Source organism: Glycocaulis alkaliphilus, from assembly GCF_004000605.1.
Classification (GTDB): Bacteria; Pseudomonadota; Alphaproteobacteria; order Caulobacterales; family Maricaulaceae; genus Glycocaulis; species Glycocaulis alkaliphilus.
Map to the genome: position 1 here is coordinate 1,304,183 of NZ_CP018911.1, position 21,843 is coordinate 1,326,025.

Below are 21,843 nucleotides of genomic sequence, written 5' to 3' on the forward strand. Positions count from 1 at the left end.
TAGCGGGGCTGCACGCCTCTTGTCGACCGCCGGGCGGCATTACGGCTAGTCTGGCACCGAAACGACTCAAGAGCCGAAATGACCGATCTTACCAACGCACCGGAATATACCGTCTCCGATCTCGCCCGCGCGCTCAAACGCACGGTGGAGACCGAGTATGGCCATGTGCGGGTGCGCGGCGAGCTGGGCCGGGTGACTATCCCGAAATCCGGCCATATGTATCTCGACCTGAAGGACGCCGAGGCCGTCATTGACGGCGTGATGTGGAAAGGCTCGGTCTCGGCGCTGTCCTTTCGCCCGGAGGAGGGGCTGGAAGTGATAGTCGAGGGGCGGCTTTCCACCTTCCCCGGCCGGTCCAAATACCAGATCATCATCGAGCGCATGGAGCCTGCGGGCGCTGGCGCGCTGATGGCTCTGCTGGAAGAGCGCAAGCGCAAGCTGGCCGCCGAGGGTCTGTTTGCGCCAGAGCGAAAAGCCGCCATCCCCTATCTGCCGCGCGTGGTGGGGGTGGTGACATCGCCCACGGGCGCGGTGATCCGCGACATTCTGCACCGGCTGGACGACCGGTTTCCGGTGCATGTCCTCATCTGGCCGGTGCTGGTGCAGGGCGAGGGGGCAGCGGCCCAGATCGCCGCCGGTATCGAGGGGTTCAACGCGATTGCGCCCGGCGGGCCGGTGCCGCGCCCGGATGTGCTGATCGTCGCGCGCGGTGGCGGCTCGGTGGAGGATTTGTGGGCCTTCAACGAGGAAATCGTAGTCCGCGCGGCGGCCGCCTCGCAGATACCGCTCATCTCCGCTGTCGGCCACGAAACCGATACCACGCTGATTGATTTTGCCTCTGACCGCCGTGCGCCGACGCCTACGGGCGCCGCTGAAATGGCCGTGCCGGTGCGCCGCGAGCTGATGGAGCGCATTGAGGGCGCGCGCGGGCGGCTATCGGCCGCGCTGCTGCGCACGGTGGAGCGTAAAGGATCCGATCTGCGTTCGGCCTCGCGCGGTCTGCCCCGGCCCGAGAGCCTGCTGGGTGATGCGCGCCAGCGGCTGGATTATGCCCATGAAGCGCTGGTGCGTGGGCTGACGCTCGGCATTGAGCGCAGGCGCGGCACGCTGGAGCGCCTGGCCGTGCAGCTGCGTCCGCTAGCGCTCAAGCGCGAGATCGCTGAACGCCGCCAGAGGCTGGTTCAGGCGGGCGAGCGCATGCGCGCGGCCAAGCTGAGGCGGCTTGGCGATGATGGCCGCAGGCTGGCGGCGCTCACCTCCACGCTGGAGGCGCTCTCCTATCACAACGTCCTGAAACGCGGGTACGCGATCATCGAGGATGGTAAGGGCGCGCTGGTGCGCTCTGCCGGTGATCTGGCACCGGGCGATGCTGTCACCTTGCGCCTGCATGATGGCGAGCGCGCAGCGGCGATTGCAGGCGGCGTGGCCCCGCCGCGCAAGGACAAGCCGGCCAGCAAGCCCAAATCCACTAAAACAGCCTCCACGCAGCAAGGCTCGCTTTTTTAACCCTCACCGCTGCACGCGCGGCCTCCGGCGTGCTACATCTCTTGATGATGGTCCGCCCCCGGACCCGGTCAGGGAGATGTCTTCATGCGTGTACTTCTCACCAGCGTAGCCAGTCTTGCCCTTCTGGCCGCCTGCAATGGCGAAGCGCCGGAGAGCGTTGATGAGGCTGTTGAACAGACAGGCGACGCGACGAGTGATGCCGCCGAAGAATCCGGCGAGCTGTTTGGCGGTGCGGACGGGACCGAATCCGGCTTTGTGGGTGCTATCGAAGAGGCCGTTCAGGCTTCGATGGACCGCCCATCGCTGGAGCAGGTGCTGGCGCATCCGCGCCGCGAGGCAGACCGGGCCCGCGACCCGTACCGGCATCCGCGCGAGACGCTGGAATTCTTCGAGGTGGAGGCTGATTACACCGTGGTCGAGGCGCTGCCCGGCGGCGGCTGGTATGGCCGCATCCTCGCCCCCTGGCTGGCGGCGGAAGGCGAATATTACGGCCTCAACTATCCGATGAGCGTGTTTGAACAGCTCTTCCCCAATATCACCGACGAGCAGCGTGTCCGGCTGGAAGGCTGGGAGGCAGGCTTCCCTGCTGCCGCCGCCGAATGGGGCGGTCCGGCGCAAGGCGGCTACACCTTCGGCTCGATCCCGCAACGCGCGGCCGGTTCAGCCGATGTGGTGCTCTACATCCGTGCCCTGCACAACATGGCCCGTTTTGGCTTGCTGGAAACGGCGGTCAATGACGCCTGGACGCTTTTGAAGACGGGCGGCGTTGTCGGCGTGGTCCAGCACCGCGCACCTGCCGGTGAAACCGATGAACGCGCCGATGGCTCGCGCGGGTATTTGCGCGAAGCCGATGTCATCGCCGCCTTCGAGGCACGCGGTTTCGTGCTGGAAAGCGCCTCTGGCATCAACGCCAACCCGAACGATCCTGCCGATCACGAGATGGGCGTGTGGGCGCTGCCGCCATCGCTGGGTGGCCCTGAGGAGACCCGCGAAGCCATGCGCGCCATCGGCGAAAGCGACCGCATGACCCTGCGGTTCAGAAAGCCGTAGGGGGTAGCGGTTTCTCCCCCCGCTTGCGGGGGGAGGGCATTACATCTTCTGTCATCCTCCGGCCGCGTAGCGGTCCGGGGGACCCATGCCTCTTTAGTTCCGCAACGCATCCGCGTTGCGATGTTCCGCGAATACCCGCCTGCGCGGGCACAGGCAGTCGCGGGCGCGCGTTCGCGCTTTTCAGGCCGCAAAGCGGCCTGGAAGCCCTCGTCCTTCGAGACGGCTTCTGACGAAGCCCCTCAGGATGAGGGCTTTGGGTCTGCTTTTCCCCTCATGCCTCGGCCACGTGGTGCTCGAAGCACGAGGGAAAAGCAGAGGGACGCTTATGGCCCCGCCACCGTCGTGCGGTGCATCAGGCGGGCATGGCCGTCATAGCCGCCCGTCGCCATGTGCTGGGTGCAGCGATTGTCCCACATCAGCAGCATGTCGCTCTGCCATTTGTGGCGATAGACGAAGCGCTCGTCATGGGTGACGCCATAAAGCTCGACCAGCAGGAAGAAGGCTTCCTCGTCGGTCAGGCCCTTGACCGTTTTCACATAGCCCGGATTGATGAAAAGCGTCTTGCGGCCCGTTTCCGGATGGATGCGCACTATGGGGTGGGACTTCGTGTTGCGCGCCTCCGGTGCGGCACGGATCGTCATGGAGCGGTCCTTGGCGTCATTCTCGCCATAGACCCCGTCTGGCGCATAGGCCAGGGCGGCAGAGTGGATGGCTTCCAGCCCTTCCAGCCTCGCCTTCATCTCCTCTGACAGCGCCTCATAGGCCGCATAGCCATTGCAGAAGAGGGTATCCCCGCCCACGGGCGGCGTGATCTTGGAATGCAGGATCGTGCCGGCGGGCGGGGTGTCCTGAAAGCTCCAGTCAGAGTGCCAGGCAGCAGCAAAGACGGACGCCTTCTCGTCCGCCGCGCGCTTCACCTCGATAATGTGGGGGTGGCCCTCGATGGGCGCGATGAAAGGATCATCGCCAAAGGGGCCAAAATACTGCGTGAAGCGCTCCAGATCCTCATGGCTCATGGGTTGGCCGGGAAAGGCCAGCACCAGATGCTCCAGCCACGCTGCGCGGATGGCGGCTACCTCGTCCGCGTTTAGCGGCTTTGACAGATCAACGCCCGTTACCGATGCGCCAAGGCTTGCGCCGCTGGGCGTTACCTTGATGTGTGAAGCGGCCATGGCCGGTCTCCTCCCGTTTTTTTGCAGCAAGGCTGCAGGCGGCAGGAGCTCCGGTCAAGCAGGCCTTTGCCTAACCCACATGCTGCATATGGTGGAGCCATTGCAGATGGTGCTCGTAATGGCGCAGCACATCGCGGATGAGCTGGTTCTTTGAATAGCCAAACACGTCGTAATGCTGGCCGCCTGCGCGCAGGAAGACCTCGGCCCGCGCGTAGGAATTATCATCCGTGTCGGTGCGGTTGATCTCGGCATCCGAGCTCGCCTCATAGGCCTTCAGCGCCACGCCGTAGATGAAGTCCGGGTCATCACCATGTCCGATCCGCAAAGACAGCCGGTCATCCTCCCGCTCGATTGTCGCGCTGTGCCCCAGCCTCTCCATTTCGGGCGCCAGCTCGCCAAAGGCCGGTTCAGCGGTGGCATTGATCCAGCTTTCCACCTCCGCCGGGGCAGGGCGGGAGAACATCAGGCGCAGGCGCACTTTCCATGGCACCGCAACGCCCTCCACGGGCATTTGTGCGGCGCTCCGCTGACCGGCTTTGCGCGCGGTCTCCATGGACCAGGCACGCACCAGGCCGATAAAGGCCAGGCCAATGACCAGCGTGAACGGGAGGGCGGCGGCTATGGTTGCCGATCGCAGGGCGGCGAGCCCCCCTCCGATCAGCAGGACGGCTGCCACAACGCCCTCCAGCAGCGCCCAGAACAGGCGCTGCCAGACTGGCGGCGTCAGCGTGCCGCCGGAGGCCAGGGTCGATTTCACCAGAGACCCGGAATCCGACGAGGTGACGAAAAAAGTGGTGATGAGGACGATGGCTATCACCGAGGTGATCGAGGCCAGCGGCAGCGTGTCCAGCAACGCAAACAGAGCCAGCTCGGACTGTTCGGTGCGAACCGCCTCGATGATCGGACTGGCGGTATTGGCCATGACCTCCAGAAGGGCTGAATTGCCGTAAATCGTCATCCACAGGAAGGTGAACAGGGTCGGGCCGAACAGCGCGCCGATAATGAACTCGCGAATGGTGCGCCCGCGCGAAATGCGCGCAATGAACATCCCCACGAAGGGCGACCAGGATATCCACCAGCCCCAGTAGAACAGTGTCCACGTGCTGACCCATTCACCGTCGCCATAGGCATCGACGTTAAACGTCAGTGTCGCCAGCTGGTCTACATAATGGCCGATATTCTGGACGTAGGCGCCAATCAGGAAGAGCGTCGGCCCCATGACCAGAACGAAGACCAGAAGCCCGATGGCCAGATAGAGATTGATCTGCGAAAGCCGCCTGATCCCCTTGTCCAGCCCGGCGAGAACCGACGCTGTTGCGATCAACGTGATGATCGCGATGAGTACGACCTGCACTTCCTCGCTGATGGTCAGGCCGAAGACCACGTTCAGGCCGGCATTGATCTGGGTGACGCCATAGCCGAGCGATGTGGCCACGCCAAACAGCGTGCCCAGAATGGCGATCACGTCCACGATATGCCCGATAGGGCCGTAAATACGGTCACCAATCAGCGGATAGAGCGCGGAGCGTATGGTCAGCGGCAGGCCGTGGCGGAAGGCAAAATAGGCAAGGCTTAGCCCCACGATCACATAGACCGCCCAGGCGTGTATTCCCCAGTGGAAGAAGGTTAGCACCATGGATTGCTGGGCCGCGGCCTGGGTCTCAGGGCTGGCGTCTGGCGGGCTTAGATAATGGGTGATGGGTTCGGCGACGGCGAAGAACATGAGGCCGATGCCCATGCCGGCGGAGAACAGCATCGCAAACCAGGCCATGAAGCCGAACTCTGGCACGCTGTCGTCAGGACCCAGCTTGATGCGTCCCCAGTCAGACAGCGCGACGATAAGCGCAGCGATCAGGAATATCCCGATACCCACCGAATAGACCCAGCCAGCCGTGTCGGTGATGAAATCGCGTGCGGTGTTTAAAATCGTTTCGGCCTGATCGCCGGCGATCAGCACAGCGGCCACCCCGCCAATGGCCAGAATGGCGGCGGGGATGAAGACGGCCGGTTCGATCTGCTTGGTCATGGCGGGGCCTTTTCTTACAGCGGTCAGGCGGCGTTGGATTGTGTGTGGTCGCGGCGCCAGTCAGTGAGGGCCGGGCCGAGCGCGCTTTTCAGCGGGTCAAGGAAGGGTTCAAACGCTTTCCATTGCTCCAGGCCGGAACGGTAGAGGGGCTGGCGCACCTGTTCGGAGCTGGCGGTGCGCACTTCGCGCCGGGTCTTGTGGAAATCGACACAAGCCTGCTCGAACGGCAGGCCGCAGAAATCGAGAATGCGGCGCACCTGAGCTTCAATATCGTCGACCACATCTTCATGGATGACGCGCAGGATTTCGCCGGGCAGCACCGCGTCCCAATGGTCCATCAGCTCCGCATAGGCGCGGTAATAGCGCCCGATCTCTTCAAGCCCGTAGGTGAATTCCTGGCCCTCGGCAAAGAGCTGCTTGAACCCGGAGAAGCAGCACGCCATCGGGTGGCGGCGCGCATCAATGATCTTCGCGTTCGGCAGGATCAGCTTGATCAGCGCAATGTGCCGGAAATTGTTTGGCATCTTGTCGGTGAAGAAGGGCGCACCCTTGCGGTGGATCGCCGTCTCCTCGATATAGCGCCGCCCCATCGCGGCGAGTTCGTCTCCGTCCATCTCATGGAGGACACGCGGATAGCGTGTGCGGTCTGAACGGTCGCGGCCGCGAAGTGAATGGGCGGCGGAGAGGATATTGGGCAGTTCCAGCGTGCCATCCACCTGGCTGTGCGAGGCCAGGATCTGTTCGAGCAGGGTGGAGCCGGCGCGCGGCAGACCCACGATGAAGATGGGGGCCGGATCGTCATGCCCCTTGCCGGACTGTGCGGCGAACAGCTCCGGCGTACACAGCGCTTTCTGGGCTTCCAGCTCTTCTTCCATCTGGTCAGAGGTGTAGCGGGTCTGGCGGCGTTTGAGATCATTGCCGCGCGCATAGGCGGCAAAGGCGCTCTCGAAGTCCTCGCGGTCTTCATGCGCCTTGCCGAGCGCGAAGCTCAGATGGATGCGCTGGGTGTGGGAGAGGGCTGCGTTCTCTGCCTGCGCCAGCATCGCGGCCAGCTCGCCATCGTCAAAGCGGTAGGTTTTCAGGTTTGCCAGCGCGTACCAGGCGTCGGTGTGCTCCGGCTGGCTGGCCAGAGCCGCCTTGTAGGAAGCGACAGCCTTTTCGCTTTCACCAGCGGTCTTCAGTGCATGACCGCGCGAGGTGAGGGTGGCCGGGTCGCCCGGAATTTTTTCAAGCACGCGGTCAAAGGCCGACAACGCGGTTTCGTAATCGCCCGTCTGCATCGCCTCGATGGCGTAATGCGACAGGAAGACCGGACTGTCCGGATCGCGCTCCAGAAGGGCGCGCGCCTGCTCCAGCGCGGCGGCAAATTTCTGGCGCTTGCGCAGGACCTGAATGTAGTCGAGGCGCACCTGGATATTGTCCGGCTCGAAGGCCTGCGCGTTCTCCAGAAGAATCTCGGCATCGTCGGTGACGTTGAAGCGAACGCCTATTTCCGCCAGCAGGCGCATCGCCTCGACATGCCTTGGATTGGCTTTGAGGAAATTGCGGCACAGCGTCTCCGCGCGGATCAGCCGGCCCTCATAAAGATGGTGCATCACCGCCACGACAGGCTTTGGCAGGCCCGCTACGCGTTCACCTTGCGCGCGCGCCTGTCCGGCTTCGCCGGTCCGCCCCAGAGCCATGAGAATATCGCTCTGCGCAGCCCAGCTGGCGGTTAGGGCGGGGTTGTGCTGACAGGCGCGGGCATAGGCTTGCAGGGCATTCTCGTTGCGGCCCTTTGCGCGCTGGAGATGGCCTTCCTCCTGCCAGGCCCGGCCAAATTCGGGCTGGGCGGTCTTCAGCCGGTCCAGCGCGTCTTGCGCGTCATCCAGCCGCCCCAGATAGCGCTGGCAGACAGCCGTCATGTAGAGCGCCTCGCCATGCTCCGGCTCGGCGTCCAGAAAAGGGCCAGCAATATCCAGCGCCTCGGCGAAGGCGCCGGTCATGATCTTTTCCTGCGCCGCCTTCAACGCCGCATCGTGTGAATTGGAAGTCTCTGTCAAATCATGCCCCGCCAGGGAAAAGAGAAAGCGCCCCGCATCGCGGGACGCTTTCCATTATCGGTCATGCAGCCGGTGAGACAACACCGGAAGATGTTCCAAATCAGTACTGGACACCGACACGTATACCGACCGTACGCGGACGCATGATCGTTACACGTTCGCGGTCGAACACGAAGTTGTTGCTGAGCTCTGCACGCTCATTGGTGATGTTGTCAGCAAACACTTCTACCCGCCATTGCTCGGCGGCCAGGCCCGCAGAGAAGGCCAGCACGGTATAGCTGTCCAGATCGGCAGAATTGATGTCGATCACATCGCTGCGCGAACGGTCCGAATAGATGAGCTGCGGCATGACGTGCGCCGTCCAGCCATTATCGGTGTTCCACTCATAACGCGCCCGCAGATTGCCCTGGAAGTTCGGGGCAAAGGCGAGCTCGGCGCCGGCCGTCACATCATCGGTCGGCGTGATGACGCGCGTGATTTCGGTGTCGAGGATCGAGAATGCACCCGACACGGTCAGGCCCGGAATGCCCATAGGTGCCCAGGTGAGATCACCTTCCACACCACGGATTTCCGCGTCTGCTGCGTTGTCGGAGAAGAACAGGTTCACGATGCTCGGATCGAAGATCGTGGTCTGCAACCGGTCAATCTCGACATAGAAGGCGCTGCCGTTGAACCGCAGCTGGCGGTCAAACAGCTCGGTCTTCCAGCCGAACTCGTAATTGCGCACATCATCGGTATCGAGCGCGAAGGGCACGGTGTAGCTGCCCGGCCCGGGCGCGCCGCCCGGACGGTTCAGCAGGCCCGGACGGAAGCCTTCCGAATAGGTCGCGTAGAACAAGAGATTGTCCGCAGGCGTCCATGTGCCCGTCACCTTGGTGATGACACCGCTGGTGTGGGCCGACGACGGCGCACGCACCGAGTTGAAGATCTGCTGGGCCTGGGCAGGCGAGTATCCCATCGCCTCGATGTCGGCGAGCGAGTCGGCCAGCGTGAAGGTCTGGCGCATGGCCGGATCACACGAACCGATGAAGGTGAAGGTGCCAGAGCCGTCATACAGATCGGAAATATTGGTTCCGAACGCATTCTGGTCAGTCCCGCCGGAATTGCAGAAGGACGAGTTGGCCGTGCCCTGCAGGCCGACATCAATATCGTACCAGCGTGCGCCCAGCGTGATGGCGAACGTGTCCGGCACAAGGTCGAACGTCACTTCGCCGAACACGCCCAGCTGTTCGTCGGTGCGGCGCACATCATTGCGGAAGATCACGCCCGCCGGAAACGGCCCGGCATCAGACTGGAAGGCGCCCGGGAAGGGGAAGTTCGGGGCAAACGGCCCGAACGGTTCCGCCGCGATCATGCCCGGATAGTGGAAGTCATTACGCTCATCCAGCGTCAGATCGCTGTAGAACGCGCCAAACGTGGCCCGCAGGCGGTGTTCCTGCGGCGTGGTGGCGCGCAGCTCATGCGTCCACACCTCGGTCTGCGAGGTGGAGTTCACGAACAGGTTCGGCGCCTGGCAGGTGCCGGCCGGGTCAGCCGCGCCCGGATACGTCACCGACCCGTCGCAGATATAATAGGGCAGGTACTGGCCGACGAAGAGATAGTCTGAATAGTCAACGCGCTGATCGGTCGAGCGGTCCGTATAGGCACCGGCATAGACCACATCGAGCATGCCGATGCGCCCTTCGGCGGTCCAGCTCACATTGCGGAACTCGTCTTCGATCCGGTCCTGTTCAAAACGCTGGATCTGCAGGTCGTCGAGCTCCGGATCAACGAAGAACACGCCGTCGGCTTCGACGCGCTGCTGCGCGTAACCAACCGTCAGGCGCCAGTCATTATTGAACTCATAGCGTCCCGAGATGCGGAAACCGGCATAAGTGGTGTCGTTGAAATTGTCCTGCACCAGCCCGGCATTGTCGGCTTCGATGAAGTTGACGCCAGAGAAGTCCTGGCCGGCCTGGAAGCCAGCGCGCTGGGCCGAGACCGGCACGCCATTGGCGCGCATCGTGCCTTCAGGCCGGAAGCGGGCTGATTCCGACGCGTCGCGCGTACCCGCCACATTGTCGATATAGCCGCCCTGATTGTCGACATAGGCAACCGCGCGGATGGCGAAATTATCGCCGAACGGCAGGTTCACCACCGCTTCCAGCTGATTGCTCATATCGCCGTCCTGCGTGAACGACACGCCGGCCTGAGAGGAGGCGGAGAACTCGCCGAGAACCGGCTTGTTGGTGATCAGGCGCACCGTACCGGCTTGCGAGCTGGCGCCGTAAAGCGTGCCTTGCGGTCCGGGCAGAACCTCGACGCGTTCCATGTCGGCAGCGTAGACATCCAGATTGCGGCCGGGCTGGGCGAGCGGCTGCTCGTCCAGATAGAAGGCGACGTTGGGCGAAAGGCCCGCGACGCCCGCCACCGTCAGGTTCGGCGTCGTCGAGGCAATGCCGCGGATATAGATGGTGCTCTGGCCCGGCCCGCTGCCACCAGCGGTGATGCCGGGCAGCTGGGTCAGATAGTCGGTGAACGTGTCCACGCGCAGCTCGTCGAGCGCACTGGAATCGAGCGCATTCACCGCCACCGGAATCGATTGTGCGTCGGCCTCGGTCTTGGTGGCCGTCACGGTGATGACTTCAACCTGCGCGCTGGCCGCGCCCGCCGCGCCTGCGGCCATCATGGTTGCAGATAGAATAGTGCTTGTGAGCACCCGTTGCTTGAACGATCTCAAAGGTCCGCCCCTTTTTTTGCTGAATGGTTCGTGGCGGAGTTATAGGGATCGCGACCCGTCTGGCCAGAATTGCTTCCTGCAAAAAGGAGTTTTCAGACCGATTCCGCCGCACCCCTTGTTCAGCGGCGCGCATAAATACATGAAAAAACGCTATAAAAGCCGGTTGTGATAGTAATGCAACGCTATTTCATACATTCTTCACACAGCAATTCCGGCGAGGCGCTTGGCGTAAAAATGCATCGTGAGCGAAGCAATTATGCGAGTCGCTGGCGCGTCGGCGCGGCCTGCTCTACAACGCGATACTCCCACAGACAGGGTGAGCCCCGTGAAGGATCATGACGAGATACTGATCGCGCTGCGCCGGATAATCCGGGCGGTGCATCTGCGGTCCAAGAAGCTGGAAAAGGAAACCGGGCTGACAGCGCCGCAATTCATCGTGCTGCAGGCGCTAAGCCGTCATGGCGCGATGAAGCCGAGCGCCCTGTCACGCGAAATATCGCTGGGTCAGCCGACCGTGACGGCAATTCTGGACCGGCTCAAGCGCGCCGGACTGATAGAGCGCACTGCCAGCGCCAGTGACCGCAGAACGTGCCCCGCGCAGATAACGCCCGCCGGTCTTGCCGTGATCGAAACCTCGCCGGAACTTTTGCAGACCGGCTTTCTCAAAGCTTTCCGCAAACTTCCCGACTGGGAGCGGCACATGCTGATCGGGGCGCTCCAGCGCGTCGCCGAACTCATGGATGCCAGCGATGTCGATGCCTCGCCCATCCTGACCGGGTGTTCTGAAATGGTGAAGCCTGCGTCAGACAACAACGAGCCGCCGAAGGCCTGACTTGCGGTGGCGTGACGCTGCGGGCTAAACCGGGCGCACCAAATCGCTTTTTCCTGTTCCTTCAGTCCGGCTGGCACGCTTCATGTTCAAGAAAATCCTCATTGCCAATCGCGGCGAGATTGCCGTTCGCGTCATCAAGACCTGCAAGCGCATGGGGATAAAGACCGTCGCCGTTTACTCAGAGGCCGATGCCGACAGCCTGGCGGTGGAAATGGCCGATGAGCGCGTGTTCCTGGGCGGATCGCTGCCCGCCCAGTCCTATCTCGACATGGACAAGATCATCGCGGCGGTAAAGGAAACCGGCGCAGAGGCCGTCCATCCGGGCTTCGGCTTCCTGTCGGAGAACGCGAAGTTTGCCGAACGCCTGAAAAAAGAGGGCATTGGCTGGATCGGTCCGAACCCGCATGCCATCTCGGCCATGGGTGACAAGCTGGAGAGCAAGAAGCTCGCAGCCGCTGCCGGTGTCAGCACCGTGCCGGGATTCAAGGGCGAGATCGTCGATGACCAGCAGGCCGTCGAGGTGGCCGGTGATATTGGCTATCCGGTGATGATCAAGGCGTCGGCTGGCGGTGGCGGCAAGGGCATGCGCATCGCGTGGGACGAGAGCGAGGTGCGCGAGGGCTTCCGCGCCGCGCGCTCCGAAGCCAAATCCTCCTTCGGCGATGAGCGCATACTGATCGAGAAATTCGTCGAGAAGCCGCGCCATATCGAGATACAGGTGCTCGGCGACAAGCACGGACACGTTATCCATCTCAATGAGCGTGAATGCTCGGTCCAGCGGCGCAATCAGAAGGTTCTCGAGGAGGCGCCATCTCCCTTCCTCGACAAGAAGACGCGCGAGAAGATGGGCGAGCAGGCCGTCGCGCTGGCAAAAGCGGTCGATTATGACAGCGCAGGCACGGTGGAGTTCATCGTCGACCCGAACAAGAACTTCTACTTCCTTGAAATGAATACGCGTCTGCAGGTGGAGCACCCGGTTACCGAACTGACCCACGGGCTTGATCTCGTTGAGCAGATGATCCGCGTCGCCGCTGGCGAGAAGCTGGAGCTGGCGCAAAAGGATGTGACCATCACCGGCTGGGCGGTCGAGGCGCGGCTCTATGCCGAAGACCCGTATCGCGGCTTCCTGCCCTCCATCGGGCGTCTGGTGCGCTATGTGGAGCCGGCTGAAGGCCCCAGCGGACCGGGCACGCTGCGCATCGATTCCGGTGTGCGCGAGGGCGATGAAATCTCCATGTTCTATGACCCGATGATCGCCAAGGTGATCGGGCAGGGCGATACGCGCGAGAAGGCCATCGACGCGCTTTCCGCCGCGCTGGACCGGCTGGATGTGGCAGGCCTGCAGTCCAACGCGCCTTTCCTGGCCGCCGTGCTGGACGAGCCTGATTTCCGCAAAGGCGCGATCCATACCGGCTATATCGAGGAGCATTTCCCCGATGGCTTTCACGGCACCGCGCCCAAGGAAAGCCAGTGGCGCGCCTTCGTGGCTGCATCGGCCCTGATCCATACCGTTTTCGTGGAGCGCGCGGCGCGCATTGCCGGGCGCATCACGCCGGGCGTGGGCGATGGCAAGCCGCATAACTGGACGGTTCTCATTGATGACCAGCAGTTTGCGGTCGAGATAACGCTGGAGCGCAGTCTTGATGGCGGCTTTGCCGCCACCGTCTACATGCCGGGCCTCGGCGCCGAGCCGGTCAATCTGGAGACGGGCTGGAAGCCGGGCGATCATCTGTTCGAGGCAAAGCTCGGCAAGGAAAGCTTTAGCCTGTCGGTGGAAGACCGCACGCAGGGCTACTGGCTGCGCCACCGGGGCTTTTCCGCGCTGGTGCGGGTCTATTCCCCGCGCATTGCAGAGCTGGCTGCGCGCCTGCCCGAACGCCCCGAACCCGATACCAGCAAGCAGATCATCAGCCCGATGCCGGGCCTCATCGTTTCGGTCGCGGTGGAGCCGGGCCGTGAGGTGAAGGCGGGCGAGGTATTGCTCACCGTTGAAGCCATGAAGATGGAAAACGTGCTGCGCGCCGAGCGCGACGGCACGGTGAAAACCGTCAGCGTGAAAGCAGGTGACAGCGTGGCCGCAGACGAGCTGCTGGTAGAGCTGGAGTAACTTTTTTCAGGTTTCTTGTTGACCGCCCCTGCCTTAGGGGCCGACCTTGGGCCAAGGATTGAATCGCGTACCTGGCCCCCTCGAGCCTCTGCGTGCCGATCCGGCTTGTTTTGACCACTTCCCGGAGGGACTAAGACATGAATTTCATGGACGCCGTAAAATCGGTCTATTCCAACTATGTTGGCTTTCAAGGGCGCGCCCGCCGCAGTGAGTATTGGTGGTTTTTCCTCTTTTACCTCATTGCCTATAGCGTGCTTTACGCCATCGATCTGAGCGTTATCGGCTTCCCGGCGCTGTCGGGCATTTTTGCCCTCGCCAGCTTCCTGCCCTCACTCGCGGTGGCTGTGCGCCGTCTGCACGACACCGGACGTTCGGGCTGGTGGATTCTGATCAGCCTGGTGCCGCTGGTCGGCTTCATCGTGCTGATCATCTTCTACGTCTCGGACAGCCAGCCGGGTGTGAACCAGCACGGCCCTAATCCGAAAGGCGTTGTGGCGGCTGCTGCCGATGCCGTGACCGGCGGCTAGCCAATACCTCTGCTGAGGTGAATTTTGCGGGCGCGGGGTGATCCTCGCGCCCGTTCTCGTGTGGAATAACGAAGTGACGGAAATTCCGGGACTTTTCAGAAGAATCGCTGGAGCGTTTTGGCGATTGTATTTCAGCAGGCATTGGGAGGCTAGAAATGCCGGAATTTATCAAGCGGTTCGTTAGTTTCGACAAGCTTATCGCCACGACGCTCATCAAGATACTTTACTGGATCGGCATGGTGGGCATCGCGATTTATGTTCTGGTGGGCATGGTAAGCGGGCTCGCCATGATTACCCAGAACTTCATGGTCGGAATCGGCATGTTCCTGCTTGCCCCGATCGGTGGTGCGATCGGCGTTCTGTTCTGGCGTTTCCTGATGGAACTCTACATCGTGATCTTCTCCATCCATGACCGCCTCGGTGAAATCCGCGACAAAACCGGCTCATCCGCATCGTGAACCGGCCATCGGCCGGTTTCATCACGTGATCGCAGCGGGCGCGGGTGCCAAACCCGCGCCCGTTTCTCTTCCGCCCGTTCCCGGCTTGGGCTAGAAGCGGCCCGAAACACGCTTTCCCCCGTCCCGGAGCCCCCTTGTGCCGATCAACTTCCGTGCATTTTTCCTGCCCGATACGCGCGCTGACGCGGACACGTTCTGGCTGGGGCTGGGATTTATCGCTTTTGCCGACGCGCTGCGCCTGACCCTGCTCGATGCGGGGCTGGCCATGTTTGCCTGGCTGCTGATCCTGTTCTGCCTTGCCGCGCTTCATATCAACCGGCTGCGCGATGCCGGACGCCAGGGCCCGCTGGTGATCGTGCCGCTGGCCGCGGGTGTGGCGGTCAAGGCGATTGTCGCCATCATCGCGGTGACGGTCGCCATCCTGCCGGGCTTCATGGACTATCTCGAAGCGCAGGGCGTGGACATCAACGACCCCGCGCAGGTGCAGGCCGCCGGTCAGGACGATGAGCTCATCGCCGGTTTCCAGCAGCTGATGATCGAGAACGAGGCCGATACGCTCGCGGCGTTTTCCGCTGGCGACTGGCCGTCCGCCATCGCCTTCTGGCTGACCGTGTTTGCCATCGGCTTCTGGTTTGCGCGCATGCCCCGCAAGGGGTGAGGGTGGTTTTCCAGAGGCTGCGAACGGGTTTCCTCCCCCGTTTACGGGGGAGGTGTCAGCGCAGCTGACGGAGGGGGGAACCTTTTCTGTTTTAAATCCCCCCTCGGTCCTTCGGACCACTCCCCCCGTGAACGGGGGGAGAAAACGTTATCGTTGCCCCCCTCAAACCGGCGGTGCTTCGTCCTCCACCCCGCCGAAAATCTCCACGAACGCTGATTTCAGCGCAAAGTCTGCATCGTCCATGGTCACGGGCAGGCCCAGATCGGTCAGGCTGGTGACGCCAAAGGATGGATTGGTGATGCCGCACGGGACTATTCCACCAAAATGGGAAAGGTCCGGCTCGACATTCAGCGCGATGCCGTGAAACGAGATCCAGCGGCGCAGGCGGATGCCGATCGCGGCAATCTTGTCCTCGCGCGGCGGGCCACCCATGGCTGTGCGGTCCACCCACACGCCAATTCGGTCGCAGCGCTTTTCGCCCTTCACATTGAATCGATCCAGCGCGCCGATAATCCAGTCTTCGAGATTGTTGACGAACTGGCGCGCATCGCGGCCGCGTTCCCGCAAATCCATCATCACATAGGCCACGCGCTGGCCCGGCCCGTGATAGGTGTATTCACCGCCCCGGCCGGAACGGTAGACCGGAAATTTCTCCGGCTCGCGCAGGTCTGACGCGTCCGCGCTGGTGCCCGCAGTGTAGAGGGCAGGGTGCTCCAATAGCCAGATCAGCTCGCCCGCCTCGCCGCGATGAATGGCGGCCACGCGCGCCTCCATCGCCGCAACGGCGGCGTCATAATCGACCGGGGCTGCAGAAACTGCCCATCCGGCTGGTTTTTGTTGCATTGCTTAACGCCTCGGAAACCGGCCCGGAACATCGTGTGTAAACGCGCCGCTTTCAAGTGAGGGTGTGCGGCGGGAAAACGCGGGACAAGGTATCATCATCTTATGAGTCAGCTCGGCGCTGTGCAGATTGAAATTGCGGTTCTTCTGGGCCGCTCGCGCCTGCCCATCCAGCAATTCTTGCGGATGGGACGCGGCGCGGTGATTCCCCTTGATGCCGCCGAGCATGAAGAAGTGTGGATTCTGGCCAATAACCATCCCATCGCGCGCGGCGAGATCGTCATACAGGGCGATCATATCGCCGTGTCGATCACCGAAGCGGCTGACGTTCACGACTATTTCGCCGCCTGATAGGAGCTTTCGGCGTGCGCGCGAAAATAGAGCGCGCTCGCGCAGTGAAGGGCTTTCCTTTCCTCTTGGGTCTTGCTAAACGCCCGTCTCCCAGTTTGCGGCCGTGGCGGAACTGGTAGACGCGCAGCGTTGAGGTCGCTGTGGGGCAACCCGTGGAAGTTCGAGTCTTCTCGGCCGCACCATTTTCTCTCCTGCGGGAGAGATATGAAAAACCACCCGGTTCGCATGTCGCGGGCCGGGTGTTTTCATTTTTGCGCTGCTGACATCACCTCAAGCCTCGCCTTGCCGGGCTGCACACAGTAGGCTTGCCGCCATAATCCTGCCTTCCGGCGAGGGGAGGCTTAAGGTCTGGTTGTTCGCTGTGCTGGAGGGTGCTTCTTGCGCCGTATTGTCTGCCTTTCCACGCTTGTGATTGCGGGCGCGCTTGCTGTCACAGGCCCGTCTGCCCTGATGTCCGCTGCAAACGCACAGGACGGTGCCAGCAGCGGGCTTTCCCTGCATGCGGGCTGGCAGAGCGGGCCGGAGCTGGAAAGCGCCCGCGCCGGTCTGGCTGCCGTCACGCTGGATGATCAGATCTATGCCGCAGGCGGGGCAGGGCGCGTCACTCCGCGCGACAATTTCGAGGTCTATGACAGCGAGATCAATCGCTGGCGGCCTCTCTCCCCCCTGCCTGAAGGGCTGGAGCGCTTTGGCCTTGCTGCCGCTGACGGGCGCATCTGGGCGGCCGGCGGATACGGTTCGGAATCGGGCCGCGAGCCGATTGCGGAGATGTGGTCCTATGACCCGGAAACCGATGTCTGGCAGAGCGAGACGCCCATGCCCGCGCCGCGCGCGGCCTTTGCCATGGTGGCCCATGAGGGCCGGCTGTATGCCGTAGGCGGCACTGAAGAGCCGGGCGGCATTTTCGTCTTCGACATCGAGACAAGCGAATGGGCCGCCCTGGAAGCACCATCAGACCTGCGCCGCCGCGATGCCGGCATCACGCTGGTCAATGGCGAAATCTGGGTGACTGGCGGGATTGTGAACCGTCGCGCGGTTGCCCGCGTGGACATATACAATATCGATGCGCGCCAGTGGCGGCGCGGCCCGGACCTGCCGCAGGCGCGGGCCGGTCATGCCCTGGTCTTTGACGGATCGCGCGTACTGGCGCTGGGCGGACGCGGGGACGATCTGCGCTCCACCCATGACACCGTGTTCACCGCCGCGCCGGACGCGCGCAGCTGGCAGGCTGGAGGCGCGCTGACAGCCGCGCGCACCGAGGCGGCGGCTGCGGTGCTGGACGGCGCCGTGTTTCTGATCGGGGGCGGCGTCGGCGGCGGCGTGTTCGCGCCCTTCACCGCGCTCGCCACTGTGGACGTTCTGGGACGCAGCCAGTAGCGCGGCAACCAATTTGCAACGATACCGCAAAGGCCCCTGACGGGCGTTTCGGAACGGGACACTTATGAAGCCGCGCTTGAAATCCAGCCGCGCCGCGCGCGAACTCATCAAGACCCATGAACCCTTCCTGGGCGACGCGCTGCGCCGTGGACGGCGCTGGGCGCTGGGCTACGGCCACACGGCAGCGGCCAGGGAAGGCGCGCGCATCAGCCGTGAAGATGCCGAACTGCTGCTTCTCTATGATGTGATCCAGGCCGAACAGGCCATCGGCAAGGCGGTGGGCGAGGACCTGCCCGGCGCTGTCCGCGACGCGCTGGTCTCCTTTGCCTGCTCCATCGGTGCGGGTGCATTCAAGGTGTCGGACGTGGCGCGCCTCGCCCGTGACGGCCGTCATCTGGAAGCCGCGGCCGCGCTGGAAACCTGGGTGCGCGCCGAGGAAGATGGCCGTCTGGTCGTCTCCGAGCGCCTGGTGCGCCGCCGCGCTGCCGAGAAGGCGCTCTATCTGCGCGGTGTGCAGGAGCAGGCCGAACCGGCCCCGGCCGCCGAGCCTGCGCCCGAACCCGCGCCGGAGCCTGCAGAGGCCGCGCCGCGCATCGGCCCGCTTGTCGATCTGGAGCTCGAATTTGTCGATCCGCCAGAGCCGGGCGGCATGGTGTTGGAAGATGAAGCGCAAGCGGAGCCGGAAGCTGAAGTTCAGCCCGTAGCTGAACCTGAGCCGGAACCCGAGCCCGAGCCTGAGCCTGAAGCGGCCGCCGAACCGGCTGAAGAGGAATCGCCCGCTCCGGCACCGGCGCTTGCGCCCGGCGGGATGGATGATCCGACCGGCAGCGTCATTGCGCGCATGAATGCGCAAATGGCCGAGACGCTGGCTGTTCCGGCGCACCCTGCTGACCAGCCGGAAGCGGAGTCTGAGCCCGTGCGCGGCGATGCCCGTCTGGGTTTCAGCTTCATGAGCCGCGCCGAGCCGGAAAGCCCGGCGGCAGCCGAAGTGCAGCCCGCAGCGCAAACCGAACCGGAGCAGCCCCGTTACAAGGTTGGCCCGGTCCCGGTCTATGCGGCCATATCGTCAGTAACGATCACCCGTACCGATATTGCGGTGCCGGTCACGCCGGCTGTGCCCCAGGCCGCTCAGCCCGGCACTATCAGCGCTGATGCGCCTGCCCCCAGCGCAGGCTTTTCCGGCGAGGTGCAGGCCGTAGGCCGCCCGGCCGACATGCCTGAGGAAGACGAGACCGCTGACGCGGATGAAATCCATCCCGGCGTGCTCATGGGCAGTGCGGCTCCGGCACCCGAACTGCCGCAGGCCGGACCCGGTCCGGCACTGCCCTCAAAACAGGCCGGCAGCGGCACATGGCTGTTCGCCGCGAACCTGGCTGTCGGTGTGGCGATGACGGGCTTTGGCCTGTGGACGATTATCGAGCGGGGCTCTGATCCGGAGATCGTCGATTTTGGCCTTCTGGGGCCGGTGGCAGCGGCCATGGGCATTGCGCTGACCATCACCTCTGGCTGGATACTCCTCACCCGCAAGAGCGAGCCCAAAGCCTCAGCTGAAAGCGCTGATACGGCGAACCAACTCACCCCGCCAACAGCGGAATAAAGACAGCCGGAGCTTGACCGTAATGGCGGGCGTGGTATCTCGCCTGCCATGATATCGAACCAATACCCGACGCTGGAATTCCCCCTGGGGGAGACCGCAGAGATGCTGCGCGACACCGTGCGCAGCTTTGCTTCCGACAATATCGCGCCTTTGGCGGCCGAGATCGATGTGAAGGACGAGTTCCCGCATCATCTCTGGCGCGGGATGGGCGAGCTGGGCCTTCTGGGCATTACCGTCGGCGAGGAATATGGCGGTTCGGGCCTTGGCTATCTCGAGCATGTGATCGCGATGGAGGAAATCTCCCGCGCGTCTGCTTCGGTGGGCCTTTCCTACGGCGCGCACTCAAACCTGTGCGTCAACCAGATCAAGCTCAATGGCAGTGACGCGCAGCGGGAGAAATACCTGCCCAAACTCGTCTCCGGCGAGCATGTCGGCGCGCTCGCCATGAGCGAGCCGGGCGCAGGCTCTGACGTCGTTTCCATGCGCCTGAAAGCTGAAAAGAAGGGCGATCGCTACGTCCTCAATGGCTCGAAAATGTGGATCACCAACGGGCCGAGCGCCGACGTGCTGGTGGTCTATGCCAAGACCGATCCCAATGGCGGCTCCAAAGGCATCACCGCCTTCCTGATCGAGAAGGACATGAAGGGTTTCTCCGTCGCCCAGAAGCTCGACAAGCTGGGCATGCGCGGCTCTGAAACCGGCGAGCTGGTGTTTGAAGACTGCGAAGTACCCGAAGAGAACGTGCTCGGCGGCATCGGCCAGGGCGTGCGCGTGCTGATGAGCGGGCTCGATTATGAGCGCGCCGTGCTCTCTGCCGGGCCGGTCGGCATCATGCAGGCCTGCATGGATGTGGTCATGCCCTACATCCACGAGCGCAAGCAGTTCGGCAAATCCATTGGCGAGTTCCAGCTGGTACAGGGCAAGATTGCCGACATGTACACCCGCATGAACGCGTCGCGCGCCTATGTGTATGCCGTGGCGCAAGCCTGTGATGCGGGCAAGACGACCCGCAAGGACGCCGCTGGCGCGATCCTCTTTGCTGCTGAGGCCGCCACGCAGTGCGCGCTGGACGCCATCCAGATTCTCGGCGGGAATGGCTATATCAACGAATACCCGACCGGGCGCCTCTTGCGCGATGCCAAGCTCTACGAGATCGGCGCTGGCACCAGCGAAATCCGCCGCTGGCTGATCGGCCGGGAATTGTTTGGCGAGAGCGCTTAGAGCCTTCCTATACTTCGTCATTCCGGGCGAGCTTTTGGCGAGACCCGGAACCCAGCTTTTGTTTTGATGCTCAGCCCATCCCCCGCCTCCGTGTTGTGTTCCGTGAGATTGTTGAGGATTTCGAGCGGGCTTTGATAGCCGAGGCATCGCAGGCGTGTGCGGTTATAGTTTTGGACGAAGTTTCGGATATAGGCGTTGCGCTGCTCGTGCGTGTCGAAGCAGTTGCGGCCCTGATTGCGTCCGTTTGGCGGGTGGGCGTCGAGATGTTCCTGCAGGCGGCGGTTGAAGCGTTCTGCCATACCGTTGGTCTGCGGACGGAAGGGGCGTGTGAGCCGGTGTTTGACACCGTGGGCGGCGCAGACCCGGTCGAAGGCATGGGTACCGCTGGGACGGTCTTCGGGCTTGCCCTTCTTGTCGACGGCGAACCGGTCTGTGAACTCTGATCCGTTATCGGACAGGACGGTGTGGACCTTCAGCGGGAAGCTTTCCAGGAAGCGCTCGAAGAAGGCGGCGGCGTTGGCTGCGCTGCGCGTGTTGAAGATGTCCAGATGGACGAAGCGCGTGGCCCGGTCGATGGCGATGAAGGCATAGGCGGGCTGCCGGTTCAGGCGTGTCAGGTGCTTCACATCGACATGGATGAACCCGGCGGGCTGGCCGGTCTCGAACACGCCGGTGCGCGCACGCGCCTGCACGGGCCGGGCCGAGATGCCATGACGGCGCCAGCAGCGGTGCAGGGCCGCGCGTGACAGGTCCGGCTTCACACAGCGCCGCATCACCTCCAGCGCATCATCCAGCGACAGGCCCACATGACAGCGCAGCTCGACAGCCAGCGCTTCCTCCACGCCGCTCATAGAGGTCTTCAGCGTATGGGGCACATGCGGGCGGTCAGCCACTTCGCTGCGCGCCCGCCAGCGTCTTATCGTAGTCTCTGACACCCCCAGCTCGGCCGACAGCACAGCAACCGGCTTGCCACAGGTCTGGATGTAACGCCGTGTCGCCGGCGTCGTGCGGGCATTGGCATGAAGACGCAACTCCATCACCGGCCTCCCAGTCTGGACCGCACATACTCTACACCCGCAGACACCGAAGCGGTATCCAAACAATCAAACGAGATGAAACACCTCCGCGGGGGCAGGCCGGGCTTCGCGCCATTTACTGCCCCGCTGGTCCAACCGGGGTCCCCGCCCCGACGGGGGACCCATGGACAAGCCCGGTGGCTGAAAAATGGACCCCGGCTCTGGGGCCGGGGACCCGGTGGAGAGGCAAGCGGGATATAAGACAGATCACGAAGCGGCCTGAAAAGCGCGATCCCCGATCAGGCCGGGGACGGGCCTTCGCGCCCGCGACTGCCTGTCCCCGC

17 protein-coding genes and 1 tRNA gene are annotated in these 21,843 nt (G+C 63.3%); 12 read left to right on the forward strand and 6 right to left on the reverse strand.

All coding sequences use genetic code 11. The features are described 5' to 3' along the window. Positions 1–78: 78 nt before the first annotated feature. Both xseA and X907_RS06245 read left to right on the forward strand, forming a co-directional pair. Entirely contained in the window at positions 79–1,506 is a 1,428-nt protein-coding gene (xseA, locus tag X907_RS06240) for an exodeoxyribonuclease VII large subunit (protein WP_127566297.1), read from the forward strand. Between the two features lie 84 nt (positions 1,507–1,590). Then, positions 1,591–2,556 carry a class I SAM-dependent methyltransferase gene (locus X907_RS06245; RefSeq protein ID WP_127566299.1) on the forward strand — a complete coding sequence of 322 codons (966 nt, stop codon included), beginning with the start codon at positions 1,591–1,593 and terminating at the stop codon, positions 2,554–2,556. A gap of 323 nt (positions 2,557–2,879) precedes the next feature. On the opposite strand, the gene X907_RS06250 is transcribed toward X907_RS06245, so the two are convergent. The 4 genes from X907_RS06250 to X907_RS06265 all read right to left on the reverse strand — a co-directional run bounded on the left by X907_RS06250 (position 2,880) and on the right by X907_RS06265 (position 10,464). Next, positions 2,880–3,728, reverse strand: coding sequence for a TauD/TfdA dioxygenase family protein (locus X907_RS06250; protein ID WP_127566301.1), 849 nt, complete (start codon positions 3,726–3,728; stop codon positions 2,880–2,882). Positions 3,729–3,798: 70 nt separating this feature from the next. Continuing rightward, a complete protein-coding gene (locus X907_RS06255) occupies positions 3,799–5,754 on the reverse strand; it encodes a BCCT family transporter (protein ID WP_127566303.1) in 1,956 nt (651 codons plus the stop codon). A 23-nt stretch (positions 5,755–5,777) separates the two neighbouring features. Further along, complete coding sequence (locus X907_RS06260; protein ID WP_127566305.1) at positions 5,778–7,739, reverse strand: tetratricopeptide repeat-containing sulfotransferase family protein; 1,962 nt, start codon at positions 7,737–7,739, stop codon at positions 5,778–5,780. A 157-nt stretch (positions 7,740–7,896) separates the two neighbouring features. Next, on the reverse strand, positions 7,897–10,464 hold the full coding sequence (locus X907_RS06265; RefSeq protein ID WP_127566307.1) for a TonB-dependent receptor: 2,568 nt from the start codon (positions 10,462–10,464) through the stop codon (positions 7,897–7,899). A 376-nt stretch (positions 10,465–10,840) separates the two neighbouring features. Here X907_RS06265 and X907_RS06270 point away from each other — a divergent pair, with 376 nt between their 5' ends. The 5 genes from X907_RS06270 to X907_RS06290 all read left to right on the forward strand — a co-directional run bounded on the left by X907_RS06270 (position 10,841) and on the right by X907_RS06290 (position 15,097). After that, positions 10,841–11,347, forward strand: a complete 507-nt coding sequence (locus tag X907_RS06270) for a MarR family winged helix-turn-helix transcriptional regulator (protein WP_127566309.1) — start codon at positions 10,841–10,843, stop codon at positions 11,345–11,347. A gap of 82 nt (positions 11,348–11,429) precedes the next feature. Beyond that, positions 11,430–13,454, forward strand: a complete 2,025-nt coding sequence (locus X907_RS06275; RefSeq protein ID WP_127566311.1) for an acetyl-CoA carboxylase biotin carboxylase subunit — start codon at positions 11,430–11,432, stop codon at positions 13,452–13,454. A gap of 137 nt (positions 13,455–13,591) precedes the next feature. After that, positions 13,592–13,981 carry a DUF805 domain-containing protein gene (locus tag X907_RS06280; RefSeq protein WP_127566313.1) on the forward strand — a complete coding sequence of 130 codons (390 nt, stop codon included), beginning with the start codon at positions 13,592–13,594 and terminating at the stop codon, positions 13,979–13,981. A gap of 155 nt (positions 13,982–14,136) precedes the next feature. After that, positions 14,137–14,439: a DUF4282 domain-containing protein gene (locus X907_RS06285; RefSeq protein ID WP_127566315.1), complete on the forward strand. Its 303-nt coding sequence runs from the start codon at positions 14,137–14,139 to the stop codon at positions 14,437–14,439. A 136-nt stretch (positions 14,440–14,575) separates the two neighbouring features. Further along, positions 14,576–15,097, forward strand: coding sequence for a hypothetical protein (locus tag X907_RS06290; RefSeq protein ID WP_127566318.1), 522 nt, complete (start codon positions 14,576–14,578; stop codon positions 15,095–15,097). A 162-nt stretch (positions 15,098–15,259) separates the two neighbouring features. Here the strand turns inward: X907_RS06290 and lipB are convergent, their stop codons facing one another. Further along, entirely contained in the window at positions 15,260–15,940 is a 681-nt protein-coding gene (gene lipB / locus X907_RS06295; RefSeq protein ID WP_127566320.1) for a lipoyl(octanoyl) transferase LipB, read from the reverse strand. Positions 15,941–16,042: 102 nt separating this feature from the next. Here lipB and X907_RS06300 point away from each other — a divergent pair, with 102 nt between their 5' ends. The 5 genes from X907_RS06300 to X907_RS06320 all read left to right on the forward strand — a co-directional run bounded on the left by X907_RS06300 (position 16,043) and on the right by X907_RS06320 (position 20,483). Beyond that, the gene (locus X907_RS06300; RefSeq protein ID WP_127566322.1) at positions 16,043–16,288 is read left to right on the forward strand and encodes a FliM/FliN family flagellar motor switch protein; all 246 of its coding nucleotides are present in this window, start codon (positions 16,043–16,045) and stop codon (positions 16,286–16,288) included. A 97-nt stretch (positions 16,289–16,385) separates the two neighbouring features. Further along, a tRNA-Leu gene (locus tag X907_RS06305) sits at positions 16,386–16,470 on the forward strand. Between the two features lie 196 nt (positions 16,471–16,666). Beyond that, positions 16,667–17,665, forward strand: a complete 999-nt coding sequence (locus tag X907_RS06310; RefSeq protein ID WP_127566324.1) for a Kelch repeat-containing protein — start codon at positions 16,667–16,669, stop codon at positions 17,663–17,665. Positions 17,666–17,729: 64 nt separating this feature from the next. Beyond that, positions 17,730–19,262, forward strand: a complete 1,533-nt coding sequence (locus X907_RS06315; protein ID WP_127566326.1) for a lysozyme — start codon at positions 17,730–17,732, stop codon at positions 19,260–19,262. A 48-nt stretch (positions 19,263–19,310) separates the two neighbouring features. Further along, entirely contained in the window at positions 19,311–20,483 is a 1,173-nt protein-coding gene (locus X907_RS06320; protein ID WP_127566328.1) for an isovaleryl-CoA dehydrogenase, read from the forward strand. 17 nt (positions 20,484–20,500) lie between these two features. Here the strand turns inward: X907_RS06320 and X907_RS06325 are convergent, their stop codons facing one another. After that, complete coding sequence (locus tag X907_RS06325; protein ID WP_127566330.1) at positions 20,501–21,520, reverse strand: DDE-type integrase/transposase/recombinase; 1,020 nt, start codon at positions 21,518–21,520, stop codon at positions 20,501–20,503. Positions 21,521–21,843: the final 323 nt, after the last annotated feature.